Source organism: Burkholderia glumae LMG 2196 = ATCC 33617, assembly GCF_000960995.1.
GTDB lineage: Bacteria > Pseudomonadota > Gammaproteobacteria > Burkholderiales > Burkholderiaceae > Burkholderia > Burkholderia glumae.
On sequence record NZ_CP009434.1, the window covers coordinates 2082700 to 2107207 of the forward strand.

At 73.9% G+C, this 24508-nt stretch carries 1 protein-coding gene; it reads right to left on the reverse strand.

The window, feature by feature from the left end; translation table 11 throughout:
* Positions 1 to 116: 116 nt before the first annotated feature.
* On the reverse strand, positions 117 to 23537 hold the full coding sequence (locus tag KS03_RS09665; protein ID WP_045678759.1) for a non-ribosomal peptide synthase/polyketide synthase: 23421 nt from the start codon (positions 23535 to 23537) through the stop codon (positions 117 to 119).
* Positions 23538 to 24508: the final 971 nt, after the last annotated feature.

Genomic DNA, 24508 nt, shown 5'->3' on the forward strand with positions numbered 1-24508 from the left:
CGATCCGCGCCGACCGGCGGCACGGCGGGGCGCACCGCGCCGGCCCGCCCGCGCAGGCGGCATCCGGCAGGCGCGGCGGCCCCGCCTGCCTGCCCCACCGTCCTCGCGCGCCGCGCTCACGGCGCGTCCGGCGCGTCCCCCAGCATCGCGTCGAGCCACACCGCCACCTCCGCCAGGTAGCGCGGCGTGCCGATCTCGTCGTGGGAGCAGGCAATCGGCGTGGAGCGGATCTCGCCGTCCACGTGGGCGCGCCAGTGCGTCAGCGGCGACTCCATCCGCACGGCTTCCTCGGTGGCCGTGAAATGCGTCAGGGTGCCCTTGAACACGCTGCCGGGCAGATAACGCTGCGAGATCCGCAGGTTGTTGCGCCGCACGGCCACCAGGCCGTGAATATGCGCCTCGCTCAGCTCGGCGAACACCTGGCCGTCGCGGCGCACGATCGCGGCCACCTCCTGCACCGTCAGCGGATGGCCCGCCTCGATCGCCTCCACCGGATGGCCGGCCGTGCGCAGCACGTTGGCGAGCGTGTACTGGTCGTCGACGGGCACCTCCTCGGTGGTGTAGAGCAGATAGCTGTCGAGCATGCCGAGGAAATCGACGCGCTCGCCCTGCGCCTGCAGCTGGCAGGCGATCTCGAAGGCCACCAGCCCGCCCATCGACCAGCCCAGCACGCGGTACGGCCCGCGCGGCTGCACGCGGCGCATCGCCTCGATGTATTGACGGCTCATCGCCGCCACCGATTCCGCCGGCCGCGTGTCCGGCTCGATGCCGGCGGCCTGCAGGCCGTACACCTGGAAGCGCCCCCGCGGGTAGCGCGCGAGGCCCACGTAGGACCAGCTCAGCCCGCTGGCCGGATGCACGCAGAACAGCACCGGGCCGCCCTCGTCGCGCAGCTTCAGGGGCAGCGTCATCGCCACCGGCGAGGCCACCGCGAGCGGCACATCGATCTGCCGGGCCTGCCGCGCCAGCTCCGGATAGGCGAACAGCGTGCTGATCGACAGCCGCACCGCGAACGTCTTCTCGATCCGGTCGAGCAGCGTCATCGCCAGCAGCGAATGGCCGCCGAGCGCGAAGAAGCTGTCGTGCCGGCCGATCGTCTCGCGCTGCAGCAGCTCGGCCCACAGCGCGGCCAGCGCCTGCTCGGTCTCGCCCTGCGGCGCCTGGTAGGCGCGGCTCGGATAGGCGCTCGGCTGCGGCGCCGGCAGCGCGCGGCGGTCGAGCTTGCCGTTCGGCGTGAGCGGCAGCGCCGCCAGCCGCACGTAGGCGGACGGCACCATGTGCTCGGGCAGGCTCGCCTGCAGCTCGGCGCGCAAGTCCTCCGCGCCGCGCGCCGCGCCGCTCCAGTACGCCACCAGGCGCCGCTCGCCGGGCGCCGTGCCGGCCTCGAGCGCGACCACCGCCGCCTCGCGCACGCCGGCGCAGCGCGCGAGCCGCGCCGCGATCTCGCCCGGCTCGACGCGAAAGCCGCGGATCTTCACCTGGTCGTCGTTGCGGCCGAGGTAGTCGAGCGTGCCGTCGGCACGCCAGCGGCCGAGGTCGCCGCTGCGGTACAGGCGGGCGCCCGGCCGGCCGGCGAACGGATCGGCCACGAAGCGCGCCCGGCTCAGAGCCTCGTGATGGCGATAGCCGAGCGCCACCTGCGCCCCGCCGATGTGGATTTCGCCCGCCACGCCCTCGGGCACCGGCTCACCGTGCGCGTCGAGCAGGTAGATGCGCGCGTTGCCGACCGGCCGCCCGATCGGCGGCAGCGCCGGCCAGGCGGCCGGATCGTCGGGCAGCGTGTGGGCGACGCAGACGTGCGATTCGGTCGGCCCGTAATGGTTGTGCAGCCGGCAGCCGCGATGGCGCGTGAAGAAGGCGCCGAGCTGCGGCGTGATGCGCAGCTGCTCGCCGGCCGTGATCACCTCGCGCAGCGCCGGCGCGCAGCCGGCGCCCTCGGCGAGGGCGGCCTCGGCCAGCGCCTGCAGCGCGATGTACGGCAGATACAGGCGCGCCACGCCGCGCGCGCGGATGTGCGCCCAGAGCCGCCTGAAATCGAGCCGCAGCTCGGCGTCGATCAGCTCCAGCGTGGCGCCGGCGGCCAGCGTGCCGAAGATCTCCTGGAACGCCACGTCGAAACCGAGCGCCGCGAACTGCAGCGTGCGCCCGGCCGCCACCACGCCGGCCTGCCATTGCAGCAGGTTGACGAGCGGGCCATGCGCCATCGCCACGCCCTTGGGCTGGCCGGTGGAGCCCGAGGTGTAGATCAGGTAGGCCAGCTGGGCCGGGCCCTGGCCCGCCACCGCCGGGCGATCGCGCGGCGCGCGCGGCCAGCCGTCGGCGGCGTCCAGCAGGATCGCCGGCACCGCGCCGGGCTCGAGCAGCGGCGCTGTGGCGCGCTTCAGCAGCAGCGCGGCCGGCGCGCTGTCGGCCAGCATATAGGCGAGCCGCGCGGGCGGATAGGACGGATCGAGCGGCACGTAGCCGGCGCCGGCCTTGAGGATCGCCAGCAGCCCCACCACCATCTCCGGGCAGCGCTGCACGCAGATCGCCACGCGATCGCCGGGCCGCACGCCGCGCGCGATCAGGTGATGGGCGAGCGCGTTGGCCTGCTGGTCGAGCTGCGCGTAGCTCAGCACCCGCTCGGCGCCGTCCTCGGGCGAGCACTGTGCCACCGCCGGCGCGTCGGGCGTGCGCCGCACCTGTGCCTCCACCAGCGCGGCCACGCTCGGCACGAACGGATAGGCCGCCCCGGTGCGGTTGTGCGCCTCCAGCAGGCGCCGCCGCTCGGCGTCGCCGAGCATCGGCAAGGCGGCGACCGGCTCCTGCTCGCGCGCCGTCATTTCGCGCAGCACGCGTTCGAGGTAGCCGACGTGGCGCGCCGCCGTGGCGCGGTCGAACAGCGCCGTGGCGTATTCGAGCGTGCCGACGATGGCCCCGTCGGCCTCGCCCAGCTCCAGCGTCAGGTCGAACTTCGCGCTGGCGCGCACCGGCGCGAGCGGTTCGAGCCTGAGCCCCGGCAGCGCGAGCGCGGGCAGCTCGACGTTCTGCCACGCGAACATGACCTGGAACAGCGGGCTGTGCGAGAGGCTGCGCAGCGGCTTCACCAGCTCGACCACCTGCTCGAACGGCAGGTCCTGGCGCGCCTGCGCCTCCAGCGTGCGCGCCCGCACGCGGCGCAGCAGCTCCGCCACGCTGGGCTCGCCCGACAGATCGAGCGGCAGCGCCAGGGTGTTGACGAAGAAGCCGATCAGGCCCTCGGTCTCGGCGCGCAGGCGGTTGGCGGCGGGCGAGCCGATCACGACCTCGTCCTGCCCCGACAGGCGCGCCAGCACCACGGCCCAGCCCGCCAGCAGCGTCATGTAGAGCGTCGCGCCGTGGCGCAGGCTCAGCGCCTTGAGCGCCGTGCCCAGCGCGGCGTCGAGGCGCACCGGCACCGTCGCGCCGGCGAAGTCCTGGCGCGCCGGACGCGGCCGGTCGGTGGGCAGGCTCAGCAGCGCCGGCGCATTGGACAGCGCATCGCGCCAGTAGGCCGCCTGCTCCTGCAGCGCCTCGCCGTCCAGCAGGCGCCGCTGCCAGGCCGCGTAATCGGCGTACTGCAACGGCAGCGGCGGCAGCGGCGCCGGCGCGGCGCGCCGGCCCGCCTCGTAGAACGCGGCCAGCTCGCGCGTGAGCACGCCCATCGACCAGCCGTCGGCGGCGATGTGGTGCAGGGTCAGCAACAGCGCGTGATCGTCGGGGCCGAGCCGGACCAGCTGCCCGCGGATCGGCGGCCCGCGCTCGAGATCGAAGGGCGCGCACGCCTGCGCCTCGAGCCGCTCGGCGAGCGCGGCCTCGCGCGACTCGGCCGGCAGGCCGGACAGGTCGTGCAGGTCGAGCGCGAAGCCGCGCCCGGCCTCGTCGATGCGCTGCACCGCCTGCCCCCGCACGCGTTCGAAGCGGGTGCGCAGCACCTCGTGGCGCGCCACGATGCCGTCGAGCGCGCCGCGCAGCGCGTGGTCGTCGAGCCGGCCGCGCAGCCGCAGCGCGCCGGGGATGTGATAGGCCGCGCTCGCGCCCTCCACCTGCGCGAGAAACCAGAGCCGCTGCTGCGCGAACGACAGCGGCAGCGGGCCGGCTCGATCGGCCGGCTCGATCGCGGGCAGCCGGCTGCGCGCGGCGCGCGCCACGGCCTCGGCCAGCGCCGCCAGCACCGGATGCGCGAACAGCTCGCCCAGCGTCAGCTCCACGCCGAGGCGCTGCCGCACCTGCGAGATCAGCCGCACCGCCAGCAGCGAGTGGCCGCCCAGCGCGAAGAAATGATCGTGGCGCCCCACGCGCTCCACGCCCAGCAGCGCCTGCCAGACGTTGGCCAGCATGGCCTCGGTCGCGCCCTGCGGCGCGGCATAGGCGCGGCTCGCATAGGCCTGCGCGCCGGGCTGCGGCAGCGCGCGCCGATCGAGCTTGCCGTTGTGGGTGAGCGGCAGCGCCTCGAGCCAGACGAACGCGGCCGGCACCATGTAGGCCGGCAGGCTCGCCTGCAGGCGCTCGCGCAGCCGCGAGGCGTCGATCGGGGTGCCGGTGCAATAGGCGACGAGGCGCGTCTCGGCCCGCCCATCGTCGCCGCCGCCATCGTCGCGCGCGATCACCACCGCGTCGTCGGCGCCGGCCCGCACCAGTTGCGCGCCGATCTCCTCCAGCTCGACGCGCAGACCGCGAATCTTCACCTGGAAATCGTTGCGGCCGAGATAGTCGAGCGTGCCGTCGGGGCGCCAGCGGCCCAGGTCGCCCGACGCATAGAGGCGCCCGCCGGGCCGGAACGGATCCTCGCGGAAACGTTGCGCGGTCAGCGCCGCGCGGTTCAGGTAGCCGCGCGCCACGCCCACCCCGCCGATGTGGATCTCGCCCGTCGCGCCGAGCGGCACCGGGCGGCCGCGCGTGTCGAGCAGGTAGATCGCGAAGTTGTCGATCGGCCGGCCGATCGGCGGCGCGCCCGCCTGCTCGGGCCGGCAGACCTGCCAGGTCGCCCAGATGCTGGCCTCGGTCGGGCCGTAGGCGTTCACGAGGCACCGCCCGCCGGCCCAGCGCCGCACGAGCCGCTCGCCGAGCGCCTCGCCCGCCACCACCAGGGTGCGCACGCTCGGCAAGGTCAGCGCGTCGGGCAGCGCCGCGAGCACGGCCGGCGGCAGCGTGGCATGGGTCACGCCGCCTTGCGCGATCGCCTCGCTCAGCGCGTGGCCGGCCAGCAGCTGGCCGGCCGGCGGCACGACCAGCGCCGCGCCCTGGCACAGCGCCATCACGATCTCGAACACGCAGGCGTCGAAACTGAACGACGCGAACTGCAGCACGCGGCTGCCCGCGTCCACCGCCAAGTGGCGGGCCTGCATCGCGGCCAGATTGGCCAGCCCGCGATGCTCGACCATCACGCCCTTCGGCTGCCCCGTCGAGCCGGAGGTATAGATCACGTAGGCGAGCGGCGAAGCGTCCGGGCCGGCGGGCTCGGCCGGCTGCGGATCACTCGCGGCCGCCTCGCGCCAGGCCTCGGGCCGGTCGAGCCGGATTCGGCGCACGCCCTGCGGCGCCAGCCGCCCGGCGGTGGCGGCCTGCACCAGCAGCGCGGCCGGCGCGCTGTCCTCCAGCATGTAGGCGAGCCGCGCGGGCGGATAGGCCGGATCGAGCGGCACGTAGGCGGCGCCCGCCTTCCACACCGCCAGCACGCCGACGATCATCTCGACGCCGCGCTCGACGCAGATCGCCACGCGGTCCGCGGGCCTCACCCCCAGCTCGCGCAGATGATGGGCGAGCCGGTTGGCCTGCCGGTTCAGCTCGCGGTAGGACAGGCTGCGTTCGCCCTGCACCAGCGCGAGCGCGTCCGGCGCGCGGCGCGCCTGCGCCTCGAACAGCGCGTGGGCGGTGGCCTCGGCTTCGAACCCGGCCTCGGTAGCGTTGAAGTCGACCAGCAGCTCTCGCCGGGCGGCCGGCGACAACACTTCAAGCTCGCGCACCGGCGTGTCGGGCGCAGCGTCGAGCGCCTGCGCGAGGCTCTCCAGCGCGACCCGCATCAGCTCGCAGAGCCGCGCCGCGCCCACCGCGGCGACGGTTTGCGCGCTCAGCGAGAAGCCCTCGCCGAGATCGTCGACCGACAGGCTCAGCGGATAATTGGTGCGCTCGCGGCTGTCGAGCGCCGTGATGCCGTGCCACGACGCGGCGCCCGCGGCCGGCGCCGGCGCGCTGTGCCGGTAGTTCAGCAGCGCGCTGAACAGCGGCGCCGGCGCGGCCACGCCGCTGCAGCGCTGGGCCAGCGCCAGCGGCGCGTGCTCGTGGCCGAGCAGGGCCGTGAGCCGCGCGTGGGTGGCCCGCACGGCGTCGCGCACCGGCTGATCGCCCAGCGTCACGCGCAGCGGCAGCGTGTTGATGAACATGCCGAGCGCGCGCTCGGCGCCGGCGCCGCCCTGCAGCCGGCCCAGCAGCACGGTGCCGAACACCACGTCCTCGCGGTCGGCGCTGCGGCCGAGCAGCTGCGCCCAGGCGAGATGGTGCAGGCTCGCCGCGCTCACGCCCAGCCGCCGCGCCTGCGCGCGCAGCCGGCGCGACAGCGCGGCGTCGAGCGCGAGCCGCGCCTCCTCGATCGCCGCGTCCGGCTGGTTCACGTCCGCCAGCCCGAACGGCAGCGTGGGCTCGTGGACGTCGTGCAGCATCGCGCGGAAGAACGCCTCGTGTGCCTCGCGGCTCACGCCGAACATGGCCTGCGCGACGTGGTTGCGATACGGCACCGGCGCCGGCAGCCGAGCGGCGCGGCCGTCGAAGTGGGCCTGGATCTCCTGCTCGACGATCTCGAGCGCGGCGTGATCCAGCACCATGTGATGGAATGCCAGCATCGCCACCCAGCGCCCGTGCGCCGCGTCGTGCGCGAGCACCATCCGCATCAGCGGCGCCTGCGCCAGGTCCAGCCGCGCGTGACGCGCGCGCAGCTGCTCGGCGATATCGCCGCCGGCCGGATCGGGCTCGATCGTCTCGACCGGCAGCGGCGCGCGGCGCCAGACCACCTGCATCGGCTCGTCCAGGCCGGCCCAGACGATCGCGGTGCGCAGGATGTCGTGCCGGTCGATCACGCCCTGCAGCGCCGCGGCGAACGCGTCGGCGCGCGCGCGGCCGTCCACGGCGAACAGCGCGCGCAGCACGTAGGGGTCGCGGGCGCCGGCCGCCAGATGGTGATAGAGGATGCCCTCCTGCAGCGGCGCGAGCGGATAGATGTCCTGCAGGTTGGCGAGGCCGCCCGGCACGCTCGCCACGATGCGGTCGATGCCCGCCTGCGTGAGGCGCGGGGCGAGCGGCAGCAGCTCGGGCGTGAGCCGCGTGCAATCGGCCTCGATGCGGTTCTCCGGCACGCCGGGCGCGGCGCCGTCACCCGCCGCGGCGTCGAGCGCGGCGGCCAGCGCCGCCAGCGTCGGCTGGCCGAACAGCACCCGCACGTCGGCGTCCAGCCCCGCCTCGCGCATCCGCGCGAGCAGGCCGAGCGCGAGCAGCGAATGGCCGCCCAGCTCGAAGAAATGATCGTGGCGGCCCACCCGCTGCACGCCCAGCAGCTCGGCCCACAGCCGCGCCAGGGTCGCCTCGGTCTCGCCCTGCGGCGCCTCGTAGGGGCGGCTCGCATAGGCTCCGGCATCGGGCGCGGGCAGCGCACGGCGGTCGAGCTTGCCGTTCGGCGTGAGCGGCAGCGCGGCGAGCGTGACGAACGCGCCCGGCACCATGTAGTCGGCCAGCGCCGCCGCTAGGTGCTCGCGCAGCGCGGCGGCCGGCAGCTCGGCGCCGTCCTGCGGCACCACGTAGGCCACCAGGCGCTTCTCGCCGGCCGGCCCGGGCGCGTCCTGGAGCGCGACCACGGCCGCGTCGCGCACGCCCGGGTATTGCCCGAGCTTCGCCTCGATCTCGCCCGGCTCCACGCGAAAACCGCGGATCTTGACCTGCTGGTCGTTGCGGCCGAGGAATTCCAGCCGGCCGTCGGGCAGGTAGCGCGCGAGGTCGCCGGTGCGGTACAGGCGGGCGCCGGGCGTGGGGTCGAACGGATCGGCCAGGAAGCGCTCGGCGCTCAGGTCCGGCCGGCCCAGATAGCCGAGCGCCGCGCCGTCGCCGCCCAGGTGCAGCTCGCCGGCCGCGCCGAGCGGCACCGGCTGGCCGTGGGCGTCGAGCAGGTAGACGCGCGTGTTCGCGATCGGCCGGCCGATCGGCAGGCGCGGCAGGCGCGCGTCGTCCGCCGTGATCTCGCAGGTGGTCGAGAACGTGGTGTTCTCGGTCGGCCCATAGCAGTGCAGCAGGCGGCGCGGCGGCGCGGGCTGCGCGAGTACGCGCGCGGCCACCGCGGGATCGACCGCGTCGCCGCCCACCAGCAGCAGGCGCAGGCCGCCCAGCGCGTCGCCGAGCGGCGCGGCGATCCGGCTGAAGAGGCCCGCGGTCAGGTGCAGCACCGTGATGCGCCGCGCCTGCAGCAGCGCGCGCAGCCGCGGCGGCTCCAGCACGCAGGCATGCGGCACCACCACCACGCTGCCGCCGTGCAGCAGCGGCGCCCAGACCTCCAGCGTGCTGATGTCGAAGGCCGGATTGCCGACCCAGGCCACCCGATCGTCGGCGCCGAAGCTGGCATAGCCGTTGTCGAGCACCAGCCGGCTGATGCCGCGATGCGGCACCAGCACGCCCTTCGGGGTTCCGGTCGAGCCCGAGGTGTACATCACGTAGGCAACGGCGTCGCCTCCCTGGGCGGACTCGTCGCCGGGCACACCAGCGCCGCCGGAGATGCCGGAGATGCCGGGGACGCCGGAGATGCCGTCGTCGGCATCGACGCGCAGCGCGTGCGCGGCGATCGCCTCGGGCAGGCCCGCGCTGGCGCGCGTGACCAGCGCGAGCGGCGCGCCGCAATCGCGCATGATCCACGCCTGGCGCGCGGCCGGCGCCTGCGGATCGATCGGCACGTAGGCCGCGCCGGCCTTCAGGATCGCCAGCTGCGCGGCCACCAGCGCGGCGCCGCGCTCGAGCACGGTGGCCACGCGCGCGCCCGGCCGCACGCCGGCCGCGAAGAGCCGCTGCGCGAGCCGGCCGGCCCAGGCATCGAGTCCGGCATAGTCGAGCGTGGTGTCGCCGTCGATCACGGCGACGGCCCCGGGCGTGCGGCGCGCCTGTGCCTCGAACAGCCGGTGCACGGGCTGGCGTGCCGGATAGGGCGTGCGCGTGCGGTTCCAGCTGTCGAGCAGCAGCGTGCGCTCGGCCGCGCCGAGCAGCGGCGCGCGCAGCACCGGTTGCGCCGGCTCGGCCACCATCGCGCGCAGCACGCTGACGAGGTAGCCGGCGTGGCGCTCGATCGTGGCGCGCTCGAACAGCGCGCTCGCATATTCGAGCTCGCCCTCGATGCGGCCGTCGCGCTCGTCGAGCACCAGCGCGACGTCGAACTTCGCGCTGCGATGCGCGGCGGCGAGCGGCTCGAGCGCGAGGCCGTCCAGCGCCAGCCCGCTGGTATCGACGTTGCGCCAGGCCAGCAGGGCCTGGAACACCGGGCTGTATGCGAGGCTGCGCGCCGGGCGCAGCGCCTCGATCACCTGCTCGAAGGGCAGGTCCTGATGCGCCTGCGCGTCGAGCACGCGGGCCTTGACGCGCTGCAGCAGCGCATCGGCCGACACCGCGCCGGACAGGTCCACGCGCAGCGCGAGCGTGTTGACGAACAGGCCGATCAGTTCCTGCAGCTCGGCGCGCCGGCGGTTGGCCACGGGCGCGCCGATCACCACCTCGTGCTGGCCGGCCAGGCGGCCGAGCACGCTGGCCCAGCCCGCCAGCAGCACCATGAACGGCGTGGCGCCGTGGCGCTGCGCCAGCGCCTTCAGGCCGGCCGTCAGCGCCGCATCGAGCACCACCGGCACCGCCGCGCCCGCGTAATCCTGCACCGCGGGCCGCGGCCGGTCGGTCGGCAGGCTCAGCAGCGCGGGCGCGCCCAGCAGCGCGTCGCGCCACCAGGCGCCCTGCCGCTGCAGCAGCGCATCGTCCGCCAGGCGCCGCTGCCAGGCCGCATAGTCGGCATATTGCACGGGCAGCGGCGGCAGCGCGGGCGCTGCCGATGCCTGGCCGGCAGCGCGACCGCCGCGGTACAGCGCGGCCAGCTCGCGCGTGAAGACGCCCATCGACCAGCCGTCGGAGACGATATGGTGCATCGTCACCAGCAGCGCATGCTCGTGCGTGCCGAGCCGCACCAGCTGGCCGCGCACGAGCGGGCCCGCGGCCAGATCGAACGGCGCGCGCGCCTCCTCGTCGGCGAGCCGCGCGAGCGCCGCCTCGCGCTCGTGCGCACACGGCAGCGCCGACAGGTCCGGCGTGCGCAGTGCGAACCCCGCGTCGGCGGCGGCGATGCACGGCCTGGCCTGCCCCGCCTCGGCCACGAAGCTGGTGCGCAGCGCCTCGTGGCGCGCGACGATCGCGTCGAGCGCGCGCCGCAGCGCCGCCGCGTCGAGCGCCCCGCGCAGGCGCAGGCCGCCGGCGATGTGATAGGCCTCGCTGCCGCCCGCCAGCTGGGCCAGGAACCACAGCCGCTGCTGCGCGAACGACAGCGGCAGCGCCACGCCCGGCTCGCGCGCGAGCGGCTCGATGGGCGGCAGGCTGCTGCGCGCGGCACGCGCGAGCGCGCCGGCCAGCGCGCTCAGCGACGGATGCGCGAACAGCTCGGCCAGCGGCAGCTCCACGCCCAGCTGCTCGCGCACCTGCGAGATCAGCCGGATCGCGAGCAGCGAATGCCCGCCCAGCTCGAAGAAGTGGTCGTGGCGGCCCACCCGCTCGACGCCGAGCAGCGCCTGCCAGATCCGCGCGAGCACCTGCTCGGCCTCGGTGGCGGGCGCCTCGTAGGCGTGGCCCGCGAAGGCCTCGAGGCCCGGCGCCGGCAGCGCGCGGCGATCGAGCTTGCCGTTCGGCGTGAGCGGCAGCGCATCGAGGAACACGAACCCGGCGGGCACCATGTGGTCGGGCAGCGTCTCGCGCAGCGCGTCGCGCAGCGCCTGCGGGTCGCGCCGCGCGCCCACGCAATAGGCCACCAGACGCTTGCCGTTCGACGCGCCCGGCGCGTCCTCGCGCGCCAGCACCGCCGCCGCCTTCACGCCGGGCAAGCCGCCAAGCCGCGCCTCGATCTCGCCGGGCTCGATGCGCATGCCGCGGATCTTCACCTGATGGTCGTTGCGCCCGAGGTATTCGAGGTTGCCGTCGGCACGCCAGCGCCCGAGGTCGCCGGTACGGTACAGGCGGGCTTGCGGATCGTCGCTGAAGGGGTCCGTCACGAAGCGTTCGGCCGTCAGCTCGGCACGGTTCAGGTAGCCGCGCGCCACGCCGTCGCCGCCGATGTGGATCTCGCCCGCCACGCCGAGCGGCACCGGCTCGCCGTGGGCATCGAGCAGGTAGATCTGCGTGTTCGACACCGGGCGGCCGATGTGCGCGGCAAAGCCCTGCTCGCGCGGCATCGACACCCAGCTCGAGTAGGTGGTGGTCTCCGACGGCCCGTACAGGTTGCAGAGCCGCCGCACGCCGGTGCGCGCGAACAGCGTCTCCACCAGCTCGCGCCGCAGCGCCTCGCCGGCCACGTTGACGGTGTGCAGCGCCGTGCCCAGCGCGCCGGCGTCGAGCAGCGCGGCCAGCGCCGACGGCACGGTATTGACGAGGCCCGCGTCGCTGGCGTGCTCGCGCAGCGCCAGCACGTCGCGGACCACCTCGATGCAGCCGCCGCGCGTGAGCGGCGCGAAGCATTCGTAGACGGCCAGATCGAAGTTCAGCGAGGTCGAGAACAGCGTGCGGGCCTGCTCGTGCGCCTCGAACGCGCGATGCGCCCAGCACAGGAAGTTCACCGTGTTGCGGTGTTCGATCATCACGCCCTTCGGCCGGCCGGTGGAGCCCGAGGTGTAGATCACATAGGCCAGATGCCGCGCGCCCAGGCCGGGCACCGCCGGGTTGCCGGCGGCCGCGTGGTTCGCCTCGGCTGCCGGCGGCGCGTCCGGCAGCTCGAGCACCGGCGCGCGCGGCGCGGCGCCGAGCACGGCACGCGTGGCCGCCTGCGCGAGCACCGCCACCGGCGCGCTGTCCTCCAGCATGTCGTGCAGGCGCTGCGCCGGATAGGCCGGGTCCAGCGGCACGTAGGCGGCGCCCGACTTGAGGATCGCCAGCAGCCCCACCACCATCGCGATGCCGCGTTCGACGCAGATCGCCACGCGATCGTCGGGCCGCACGCCCTGCGCGATCAGGCGATGCGCGAGCCGGTTCGCGTGCGCGTTCAGTTCGGCGTAGGTCAACTGCCGGCCGTCATGGAGCAGCGCCGGCGCCTGCGGCGTGCGGGCCGCCTGCGCCTCGAACAGGCCGTGAATGGTCTGCTCGCGCGGGTAGTCGGCCCGCGTCGCGTTCAGCGTGCGCAGCAGGTAGGTGCGCTCGTCCGGCGGCAGGATCGCGATCGCGCGCAGCGGCCGGTCCGGCTGGCGCGCCAGCGCGTCGGTCAGCCCCGCCAGCGCCGTGAGCAGGTAGGCGCAGAGGCGCCGCGCGCCGATGCGCTCGGCCACCTGGGCGGTCAGCATGAAGCCGTCGCCGAGATCGTCGACCGACATCAGCAGCGGATAATTGGTGCGCTCCTCGCCGCCCAGCACGGCGACGCCGTCGGCGATCGGCCGGGCCGCCGTCTCGGCGCCGGCCGTGCCGTGCCGGTAATTCAAGAGCGCGCTGAACAGCGGCGCCGGCGCGGCCACGCCGCTGCAGCGCTGCGCCAGCACCAGCGACGCGTGCTCGTGCGCGAGCAGCGCGCTCAACCGCTCGTGCGTCGCCCTCACGCCGGCCCGCGCGCCCTGCTCGCCCAGCGCCACGCGCAGCGGCAGCGTGTTGATGAACATCCCCAGCGCGCGGTCCGCGCCCGCCCCGCCCTGCATGCGCCCCAGCAGCACCGTGCCGAACACCACGTCCTCGCGCCCCGACGCCTTGCCCAGCACCAGCGCCCACGCCAGGTGATACAGGCTCGCCGAGCTCACGCCCAGCTGCCGTGCCTGCGCGCGCACCCGCTTGGCCAGCGCCGGATCCACCTCCTGCTGCGCTTGCTCGATGCCGCGCCCGTCGCCCTGCACGTCCACCAGCCCGAACGGCAGCGTCGGCTCGTCCACGTCGTGCAGCATCTCGCGGAAGAACGCCTCGTGCGCCTCGCGGCTCGTGCCCAGGCGCGTCTGCGCCACGTAGTGGCGATACGGCTGCGCCGGCTGCAGGCGGCCTGCGTCGCCTTCCAGATAGGCCAGCACTTCCTGCTGCATCACCTCGAGCGCCGTGTGGTCGAGCGCCATATGATGGAACAGCAGCACGAGCAGCCAGCGGTCCTGGGCCGCGTCATGCGCGTAGGCCACCCGCAACAGCGGCGCCTGCCGCACGTCGAGCCGGTAGTGGCGCGGATCGAATCGCGCTCGCAGCTGGGTGGCGACGTCGCCCTGCGCCGCGTCCAGTTCGAGTTCCTCCACGGGCAGCGGCGCCTCGCGCCATACCACCTGCACCGGCTCGTCCAGCCCCTCCCACCTCACCCCCGTGCGCAGAATGTCGTGGCGCTCGATCACGCCCTGCAGCGCCGCCACGAACGCGTCCAGGCGCGCCCGGTCACGCAGGCTGAACAGCGCCTGCAACACATACGGGTCGCCCTTCGAGGCCGACAGATGGTGGTACAGAATCCCTTCCTGCAAGGGCGCGAGCGGGTAAATGTCCTGCACGTTGCGCATCCCGCCCGCCACCCCCGCCGCGATCCGGTCGATCTGCGCCTGCCTCAGGCTCACCAGCGGCAGCAGCGCCGGCGTGATCCGCTCGCAGCCGGCCGGAATCCGGTTGGCCGGCACCGCCGGCTCCGCACCCCGATCCGCCGACGCCGCCGCGGCCAGCGCCGACAGCGTCGGCTGTCCGAACAGCACCCGCACGTCCGCGCTCAGGCCCGCCTGGCGCATCCGCTCGATCAGCTTCACCGCCAGCAGCGAATGCCCGCCCAGCTCGAAGAAATGATCGTGGCGCCCCACCCGCTCCACCCCCAGCAGTGCCTGCCAGAGCCGCGCCAGCGTGCGCTCGGTCTCGTCGGCCGGCGCCTCGTAGGCACGGCTCGCGAACGCCCCGGCCTCCGGCGCCGGCAGCGCGCGGCGGTCCAGCTTGCCGTTCGCCGTCAGCGGCAGCGCCTCCAGATGCACGAACGCGGCCGGCACCATGTACTCCGGCAGGCTCGCCTGCAATGCCGCGCGCAGCGCTTCCGCGTCCTGCGCCTCGCCCGTGTAATAGCCCACCAGCCGCCTGTCATCCGACAGGCCCGGCCCATCCCCGCGTGCCAGCACGGCCGCCGCCTGCACGCCGGGCAAGCCGCCTAGCCGCGCCTCGATCTCGCCCAGCTCGATGCGGAAGCCGCGAAGCTTCACCTGGTCGTCGTTGCGGCCCAGGTAGTCGAGCGTGCCGTCGGTCTGCCAGCGGCCCAGGTCGCCGGTGCGGTACATCCGCGCCTGCGGCGCGCCGGCGAACGGATCGTGCACGAAGCGCTCCGCCGTCAGCGCCTCGCGGTTCAGGTAGCCGCGCGCCACCTGCACGCCGCCGATATGAATCTCGCCCACCGCGCCGAGCGGCACCGGCTGCCCCCGCGCGTCCAGCACGTAAATGCGCGTGTTCGCGATCGGCCTGCCGATCGGCGTGCTGGCGCGATCCTCGTCGCAGGTCCAGGCGGTCACGTCCACCGCGGCCTCGGTCGGGCCGTACAAGTTGTCGAGCCGGACCGCGGGCAGCTGCGCCTTGAAGCGCCGCACCAGCGCCGCCGGCAGCGCCTCGCCGCTGCACACCACGCGCCTGAGGCTGGTGCAGCGCCCGGCGTCGCCGTCGGCCAGGAACGCCTCGAGCATCGACGGCACGAAGTGCAGCGTCGTCACACCGTGCTGCCGGATCAGCGCCTTCAGATAGGCGGGCTCGCGCTGGCCGCCGGGCTTGGCCATCACCAGCGTCGCGCCGGTACTCAGCGTCCAGAAGAACTCCCAGACCGACACGTCGAAGCTGAACGAGGTCTTCTGCAGCACCGCCTCGCCCGGCTGCAGCGCATAGGCGTCCTGCATCCACAGCAGGCGGTTGACCACCGCGCGGTGCTCGTTCATCACGCCTTTCGGCCGGCCCGTGGAACCCGAGGTGTAGATCACGTAGGCCAGCTGCCGCGCGCCGAGCCCGTCCACCACCGGATTGTGCGCGGCCTGGCCGTGCCACGCCCGGGCGTCGAGCCCGATCACCGGCACCGGCGAATCCGCCAGCAGGGCACGCGTGCCCGCCTGCGCGAGCACCGCCTGCGGCGCGCTGTCCGCGAGCAGATAGGCGAGCCGCTGCGGCGGATAGCCGGGATCGAGCGGGACGTAGCCGGCGCCGGACTTCAGGATGGCCAGCAGCCCCACCACCATCTCGAGGCTGCGCTCGGCGCAGATCGCCACGCGGCCGTCGGGCCGGATGCCCTGCGCGATCAGCTGATGCGCGAGCCGGTTGGCCTGCGCGTTCAGCTCGGCATAGCTGAGCTGCCGGCCGTCATGGACCACTGCCACCGCATCGGGCGTGCGGGCCGCCTGCGCCTCGAACAGCGCATGGATGGTCTGCTCGCACGGATACGCCGCGTGCGTGGCATTGAAGGCGTCCAGCAGCTGCGTGCGCTCCTCGGGCGGCACGACGGCGAGGCTGTGCAGCGGCGCGTCCGGCCGCTGCTCCAGCGCCTCGACCAACTGGGCGAGCGCCATGACCAGATAGCCGCCCACGCGCCGCGCGCCGATGCCGGCCGCGACCTGCACCGTCAGGCCGAAGCCGTCGCCCAGGTCGTCCACCGACAGCGTCAGCGGATAGTTGGTGCGTTCCTCGATGTGCAGGATCTCCACGCCGGCCCAGGCCGGGTGGGCAGCGCCATCGCTGGTGGGGGCCGCGCTGTGCCGGTAATTCAAGAGCGCGCTGAACAGCGGCGCCGGCGCGGCCACGCCGCTGCAGCGCTGCGCCAGCACCAGCGACGCGTGCTCGTGCGCGAGCAGCGCGCTCAACCGCTCGTGCGTCGCCCTCACGCCGGCCCGCACGCCCTGCTCGCCCAGCGCCACGCGCAGCGGCAGCGTGTTGATGAACATCCCCAGCGCGCGGTCCGCGCCCGCCCCGCCCTGCATGCGCCCCAGCAGCACCGTGCCGAACACCACGTCCTCGCGCCCCGACGCCTTGCCCAGCACCAGCGCCCACGCCAGGTGATACAGGCTCGCCGCGCTCACGCCTAGCTGCCGCGCCTGCGCGCGCACCCGCCTGGCCAGCGCCGGATCCACCTCCTGCCGCGCTTGCTCGATGCCGCGCCCGTCGCCCTGCACGTCCACCAGCCCGAATGGCAGCGTCGGCTCGTCCACGTCGTGCAGCATCTCGCGGAAGAACGCCTCGTGCGCCTCGCGGCTCGTGCCCAGGCGCGTCTGCGCCACGTAGTGGCGATACGGCTGCGCCGGCTGCAGGCGGCCTGCGTCGCCTTCCAGATAGGTCAGCACTTCCTGCTGCATCACCTCGAGCGCCGTGTGGTCGAGCGCCATATGATGGAACAGCAGCACGAGCAGCCAGCGGTCCTGGGCCGCGTCAGGCGCATAGGCCACCCGCAACAGCGGCGCCTGCCGCACGTCGAGCCGGTAGTGGCGCGGATCGAATCGCGCGTTCAGCTGCTGCGCGACCTCGCCATGGGCCGCCTCGACGACCACCTGCTCCACCGCCAGCGGCGCCGTGCGGCACACCACCTGCACCGGCTCGTCGAGCCCTTCCCACACCACGCGCGTGCGCAGGATGTCGTGACGATCGATCACGCGCTGCAACGCGGCGATGAACGCCGCGACCCGCTCGCGATCGGGCAGGCTGAACAGCGCCTGCAGCAGATACGGATCGCCCTCGGCACTCGACAGATGGTGGTACAGGATCCCTTCCTGCAAGGGCGCGAGCGGATAGATGTCCTGCACGTTGCGCATCCCGCCCGGCACGCCGGCCACCGCCGCGTCGATCTGCGCCTGCGTCAGGCTCACCAGCGGCAGCAGCGCCGGCGTGATCCGTTCGCAGCCGGCCGGAATCCGGTTCGCCGGCACCGCCAGCTCGCGGTGCGTGCCCACCGCGGCGGCCAGCGCGCTCAACGCGGGCTGGCCGAACAGCACGCGGATGTCGGCGCTCAGGCCCGCCTGACGCATCCGCTCGATCAGCTTCATCGCCAGCAGCGAATGCCCGCCCAGCTCGAAGAAGTGATCGTGGCGGCCCACCCGCTCCACGCCCAGCAGTTCCTGCCAGAGCCGCGCCAGGGTCCGCTCGGTGTCGCCGACCGGCGCCTCGTAGCGGCGGCTCACCACGGCAGCGGCGCCCGGCTCCGGCAGCGCGCGGCGGTCCAGCTTGCCGTTCGGCGTGAGCGGCAGCGCCTCCAGATGCACGAACGCGGCCGGCACCATGTAGTCCGGCAGCACCGCCTGCAGCGCGGCATGCAATGCCTCGGGCGGCTGCGCGGCGCCGGTGTGATAGGCCACCAGCCGCCGGCTGCCGGCCGCGTCGCCGCGCGCCACCACCACGGCGTCCTTCACGCCCTCCAGCGCCTCGAGCCTGGCCTCGATCTCGCCCAGCTCGACGCGGAAGCCGCGCAGCTTGACCTGCTGGTCGTTGCGGCCCAGGTATTCGAGGCTGCCGTCCTCGCGCCAGCGCCCGAGGTCGCCGGTGCGGTAGAGACGGGCGTGCGGATCGCCGGCGAACGGATCGCGCACGAAGCGCTCGGCCGTCAGTTCGGCGCGATTCAGGTAGCCACGCGCCACCTGCACGCCGCCGAGATGGATCTCCGCGGCCACGCCGTGCGGCACGGGCTGCCCGCGCGCGTCCAGCAGATAGACCTGCGTGTTGGCGATCGGGCGGCCGATCGGCGGCAGCGTGGCCCAGGCCTCGACGTCCTCGGGCAGCGTGAACGCGATCGTCACGTGCGTTTCCGAGGGGCCGTAATGGTTGTGCAGGCGCGCGCGCAGGCGCCGGAACAGCTGGCGGATCTCGTCGGTGATGCGCAGCTGCTCGCCCGCCGTGATCACCTCGCGCAGCACGCAGTCCGACAGGTCCAGCCCGCGCCCGACTATCGTCTCGGCCAGGCCCTGCAGCGCGACATAGGGCAGATGGAGCCGCTCGATGCGCCGCGCCACGATATGCCTGAAGAGCGGCTCGAAATCGAAGCGCAGCGCCTCCGGGATCAGCTCCAGCGTGGCGCCCTCGCAGAGCGTGCCGAAGGTCTCCTGAAACGCCACGTCGAAGCCGAGTGCCGCGAACTGCAGCGTGCGGCCGCCGCGGTGGCCCTGCTGCCGGCCGCCGGTGGCCTGCCAGTGCAGCAGGTTCACGAGCGCGCGATGCGGCATCGCCACGCCCTTGGGCTGGCCCGTCGAGCCCGAGGTGTAGATCACGTAGGCCAGCGACGCCGCCTCCGCATCCGCGCCCGCCTCGCGGGCCGGCGCCTCGGCTGCGGGCGCGGCGGCACCGCCGAGGGCCGCGTCGATGTCGATTTCCGGGGTGCCGGTGGCGCCGGCCACGCCGGCCGTGTCGGCCTGCACGAGCACCGCCAGCGGCGTGCTGTCGGTCAGCATGTAGGCGAGGCGCTCGGCGGGATAGGTCGGATCGAGCGGCACGTAGGCCGCGCCCGACTTCAGGATGCCCAGCAGGCCCACCACCATTGCCGGGCTGCGCGCGACGCAGATCGCCACGCGCGCGTCGCGCCGCGCGCCGCGCTGCCTGAGCAGCCGGGCCAGCCGCTCGGCCTGCTGGTCCAGTTCGCGGTAGCTGAGCCGGACCTCGCCGAACGCCACGGCCACCGCGTCGGGCGTGCGCCGGGCCTGCGCCTCGAAACGCGCGTGGACGGTCGGCTCGGGGGGCGCATCGGTGCGCGTCATGTTCGGCGCCGTGAGCAGGCGGGCGCGCTCGTCGGCGGGCAGGATCGACAGGCCGTGCAGCGGCGCGTCCGGCCGCCGTTCCAGCGCCTCGACGAGCGACGCCAGCGCCGCCTCCATGTAGCCGCCGATGCGCGCCGCGCCGATCGCCGCGACCGCCTGCACCGCGAGGCCGAACGCATCGCCGCGATCGTCCACCGACAGCATCAGCGGATAGTTGCTGCGCTCCTCGCCGCCCAGCACCGTCAGCTCGGCCCACGCGCCGGCGCCCGGCTGCGCCTCGCCGGCCTGCACCGCGTCGTGCCGGTAATTCAAGAGCGCGCTGAACAGCGGCGCCGGCGCGGCCACGCCGCTGCAGCGCTGCGCCAGCGACAGCGACGCGTGCTCGTGCGCGAGCAGCGCGCTCAGGCGTTCGTGCATGCGCGCCACGGCCGCCCGCGCGCCGGTCGCGCCCAGCTCGGCACGCAGCGGCAGCGTGTTGATGAACATGCCGAGCGAGCGCTCGGCCCCGGCGCCGCCCTGCATGCGCCCCAGCAATACCGTGCCGAACACCACGTCCTCGCGCCCCGACAGGCGCCCGACCACCTGCGCCCAGGCCAGGTGATGCAGGCTGGCCGCGCTCACGCCGAGCCGCCGCGCCTGCTCGCGAATCCGCCGCGACAGCGCCGGCGCCACGCTCCGCCGCGCCTCCTCCAGCTCGGCATCGCAGCTCAGCACGTCCACCAGCCCGAACGGCAGCGTCGGCTCGTCCACGTCGTGCAGCATCTCGCGGAAGAAGCGCGCCTGCGCCTCGAGGTCCACGCCAAGCCGCGTCTGCGCCACGTAGTTGCGATACGGCACCGGCGCGGGCAGCGCGGCGGCCTGCCCGCGCAGATGCGCGTCGACCTCGATGCCCAGGTAGCGCAGCGAGGTGGCATCGTCGATCAGGTGATGGAACAGCAGCAGCGCGACATGGCGCTGCTGCACCGGGTCGTGCGCATGGACGAGCCGCATCATCGGCGCACGCGTGATGTCGAGCCGCCTCGTGCGGAAATCGAATCGCGCCCGCAGCTGGGTGGCGACGTCGCCCTGCGCCGCATCCAGTTCGAGTTCCTCCACGGGCAGCGGCGCCTCGCGCCATACCACCTGCACCGGCTCGTCCAGCCCCTCCCACATCACCCCCGTGCGCAGAATGTCGTGGCGCTCGATCACGCCCTGCAGCGCCGCCACGAACGCGTCCAGGCGCGCCCGGTCACGCAGGCTGAACAGCGCCTGCAGCACATACGGGTCGCCCTTCGAGGCCGACAGATGGTGGTACAGAATCCCTTCCTGCAGCGGCGCGAGCGGGTAAATGTCCTGCACGTTGCGCATCCCGCCCGCCACCCCCGCCGCGATCCGGTCGATCTGCGCCTGCCTCAGGCTCACCAGCGGCAGCAGCGCCGGCGTGATCCGCTCGCAGCCGGCCGGAATCCGGTTCGCCGGCACCGCCGGCTCCGCACCCCGATCCGCCGACGCCGCCGCGGCCAGCGCCGACAGCGTCGGCTGTCCGAACAGCACCCGCACGTCCGCGCTCAGGCCCGCCTGGCGCATCCGCTCGATCAGCTTCACCGCCAGCAGCGAATGCCCGCCCAGCTCGAAGAAATGATCGTGGCGCCCCACCCGCTCCACCCCCAGCAGTGCCTGCCAGAGCCGCGCCAGCGTGCGCTCGGTCTCGTCGGCCGGCGCCTCGTAGGCACGGCTCGCGAACGCCCCGGCCTCCGGCGCCGGCAGCGCGCGGCGGTCCAGCTTGCCGTTCGCCGTCAGCGGCAGCGCCTCCAGATGCACGAACGCGGCCGGCACCATGTAGTCCGGCAGGCTCGCCTGCAATGCCGCGCGCAGCGCTTCCGCGTCCTGCGCCTCGCCCGTGTAATAGCCCACCAGCCGCCTGTCACCGGACAGGCCCGGCCCATCCCCGCGTGCCAGCACGGCCGCCGCCTGCACGCCGGGCAAGCCGCCTAGCCGCGCCTCGATCTCGCCCAGCTCGATGCGGAAGCCGCGAAGCTTCACCTGGTCGTCGTTGCGGCCCAGGTAGTCGAGCGTGCCGTCGGCCTGCCAGCGGCCCAGGTCGCCGGTGCGGTACATCCGCGCCTGCGGCGCGCCGGCGAACGGATCGTGCACGAAGCGCTCCGCCGTCAGCGCCTCGCGGTTCAGGTAGCCGCGCGCCACGCCGGCGCCGCCGACGTATATCTCGCCCGCCACCCCCACCGGCACCGGCTCGCCGTGCCGATCGAGCAGGTAGAGGCGCAGGTCCGGAATCGGCACGCCGATCGGACTGCGCCCGGGGTGCCGCGCGTCGTCGGCGTGCAGCGCGCGGTAGGTGACGTGCACCGTCGTCTCGGTGATCCCGTACATGTTCACGAGCTGCGTGCCGGCGTTGCATTCGCGCGCGAACCACGGCTGCAGCATGCCCGGCTCCAGCGCCTCGCCGCCGAACACCACCTGCCGCAGCCGGTGCGCGAGCCCGCTGTCGCCCTGCGCCGCGATCAGCGGCTGGAACGCGCTCGGCGTCTGGTTCAGGACCGTCACGCCCTGGTCGCACAGCAGCCGGTAGAACGCCTGCGGCGAGCGGGCGACCTGCGCCGGCACCACCACCAGCCGGCCGCCGTGCAGCAGCGCGCCCCACATCTCCCACACCGAGAAGTCGAACGCGAACGAATGAAACAGGGTCCACACGTCCTGCGCGCCGAAGCCGAACCACGGCGCGGTGGCCGCGAACAGCCGCGGCACGTTGCGATGCTCGACCATCACGCCCTTCGGCTGGCCGGTGGAGCCCGAGGTGTAGATCACGTAGGCCAGGTGGCGCGCTCCCAGCTCGGGCAGCCGCGGATTGTCGGCCGGCCCGGCCCAGTGTGCCGCCTCGTCGAGGTCGAGCGTCGCGAACGCATGCGTGCCCAGCGCGGCGCGGCTCGATGCCTGCACCAGCACCGCCACCGGCGCGCTGTCGGCGAGCATGTAGCTCAGCCGCGCGGCCGGATAGGCCGGGTCCATCGGCACGTAGCCGGCACCGGCCTTCAGCACGGCCAGCACGCCGACCACCAGCGCCAGCCCGCGCTCGACGCAGATCGCCACCCGATCGTCGGGCCGCACGCCGCGCGCGATCAGTTGATGCGCGAGCCGGTTGGCGCGCGCGTTCAGTTCACCGTAGCTCAGGCGCTGGCCCTCGTGCACCACCGCGATCGCCTCGGGCGCGCGCTCGACCTGGGCCTCGAAGCGCGCGTGTATGGTCGCATCCTCTGCCGCGTCACAAGGCAGCCCGGCCCGCGCCGCGCCCCAGCCCGCGATGCGCGCCCATTCCTCGGGCGTGACCACGGCGAGCCGGTCGAGCGGCGTGTCCACCGCGGCCAGAACCTGCTCCAGCAGGTGCCGGAAGCGCAGCGCCAGCGCCTCGATCTCGTCGTGCTCGAAATAGGCCTGGTTGTAGATGAAATGCATCCAGACCTGATCGTCGAACCGGTTCTCGCGCAGGTAGACGGCCAGCGGCGTCTGTTCATGGTTGTTCGAGCTCTTGACGGCGCTCGCCACCGCGTCGCCGAAACGCAGGTCGTGGTCGTTGCGTTCGTAGGACAGCGAGACGTCGAACACCTGCGAACGCTGCGCGCGCCACAGCCCCAGCTCGCGATTGAGTTCGCTGACCGGGAAGCGCTGGTAGCGATAGTCCTGCTTCAGCTGCGAGCCGAGCGCCGCCATCAGCTCGCGAAACGACAGCGCGTGATCGAAGCGCAGGCGCACGGCACTGACGCCGGCGAACATGCCGAGCGTGGCCTTCAGCTCGGCGTTGGCGCGGTTCAGGATCGGCAGGCCGAAGCTCAGGTCGGCGCGCCCGGCGGTCCTGGCGAAGTAGACGTAGAGCACCGCCAGGACCAGATGAAACGAGGTGGCGCCGCAGGCCTGCGCCAGCGCCGCGAGGCGCTCGTAATCGGCGCGCGGCAGGCTGAAGCGGTGCTCGCGGCTCGGCACCACGCCGCCGCGCGCCGCGGGCTGGAAACGCCGCGCGAACAGCGGCTCCGGCACGTCGCTGAACTTGTCGAGCCAGTAGGCACGGTGCTGCTCGAACTTCGGCGACTCGCGATATTGCCGGTCCTGCTCGATGAACTTCACATAGGACGGCGCCGACCGCGCCGGCGTGAGGCCGGCCTCCAGCTCGCCGTAGATCGCGCCGAGCGAGTCGAGCATCAGGCCGATGGCCCAGCCGTCGACGATCAGATGATGCTGCACCAGCACCAGCTGGAAATCCGCCTCGCCGAGCCTGAGCAGTTCGAAGCGGAACAGCCGGCCGCCAGCCAGGACGAACGGCGTTTCCAGTTGGCGGTCCACGCGCAGGCGGGCCGCCGCGTGCGGATCGTCGAGCGCCGAGAGGTCGGCATACGGCAGCACGAACGGCATCTCGCGCTCGATCAGTTGCAGCGGCACGCCGTCCTCGTCCTGCACCGGCGACAGCACGATGCGCAGCGCGTCGTGCCTGGCGATCAGCAGCTTGATCGCCTGCTCCATGCGCGCGGGGTCCACCCGGCCGGCGATCCTCACGTAGCCGCCGATGTTGTAGACGGGTGCCTCGCCATGCACCGCCTGATCGAACCAGATTTCCCGTTGCGAACTCGTCAATCGATAGTACGTCTCGTTCGGCACATTGTTATTCATGAAATTCGACCAGGAAATGGGTTGAATGGCATTGCGCGCTCTCAATTCGCAATCCATGCTCGGCGGGATACGGCCCGATGCGGCGCGGCATCGAATCGCCGGCTTGGCGAGGGGGCCAGCGCGGCACACACGCAGCGGCCGCCGATTCGCAGCGGCTTCACCGGGTGAAGCGGTGCGCCTTGCCGCGATGCGTCGACACGCCAGAGAGTACGGCCTCGCGCCTGGGCGTGTACCGAGCGCCGCGAACCTTGCAGCGCCGAAACGAACGAAGCCGGCGCGATGCGCACCGCACGCAACGGCTCGCGCGATGCGCGCCTGGCGGCGTGACGGGCGGGCGAGCACTATGCGCTCGTATCGAGGTGTTCGCGCTGCTTCGGCTCGATTGGGCGCCGTTCGGGCAATCGCACGCGCGATGGGCGGCCGCCGGCAGCAGCGCGGGGCGCAACGCCTTGCACCGGCGGTGCGAGCGGGCGGCCGCCAGGCACGCGCCGCGGGCCGCCGCTCGCATCGGACCGGCGAGCCGGCAAGCCCGGCCGGCCCTGATGGCAGCGGGCACGCGGCCGGCGCCGGGCAGCCAGAAGCATGCCCGCCGCGGCTTCGTCGGACCGGCGCCACCGCAGCGCAAGACGGCCGGAACAATGGCATGAGCGCCGGCAAACGCGCGGCACGGCCCAGTGCGGGGCCGACCAGAACGCGAGCGATGGTTCGCGCGCCGCTCCGATGACGCGAATCGCGGGCTGGCGGCAGCCGGCTGCCGGTTTGCCCTGCCCCGGGCCCGGCCATCGGTGCATCAGCGATCGGCCGCGTCACCGTATCGACGCTAGCGTGCGATATCGATTGTCACGGCGGAGGACGGGAGAGGGAGGCTTGAACGACGCCGGCCGTTCGTCGAGACCGGCCGGTGGGCGGGCGTGTCGGCGGCCATGCCGACCGTCGGCAACGGGGCCGCCGTGGCATTCGGCCAACGGGCC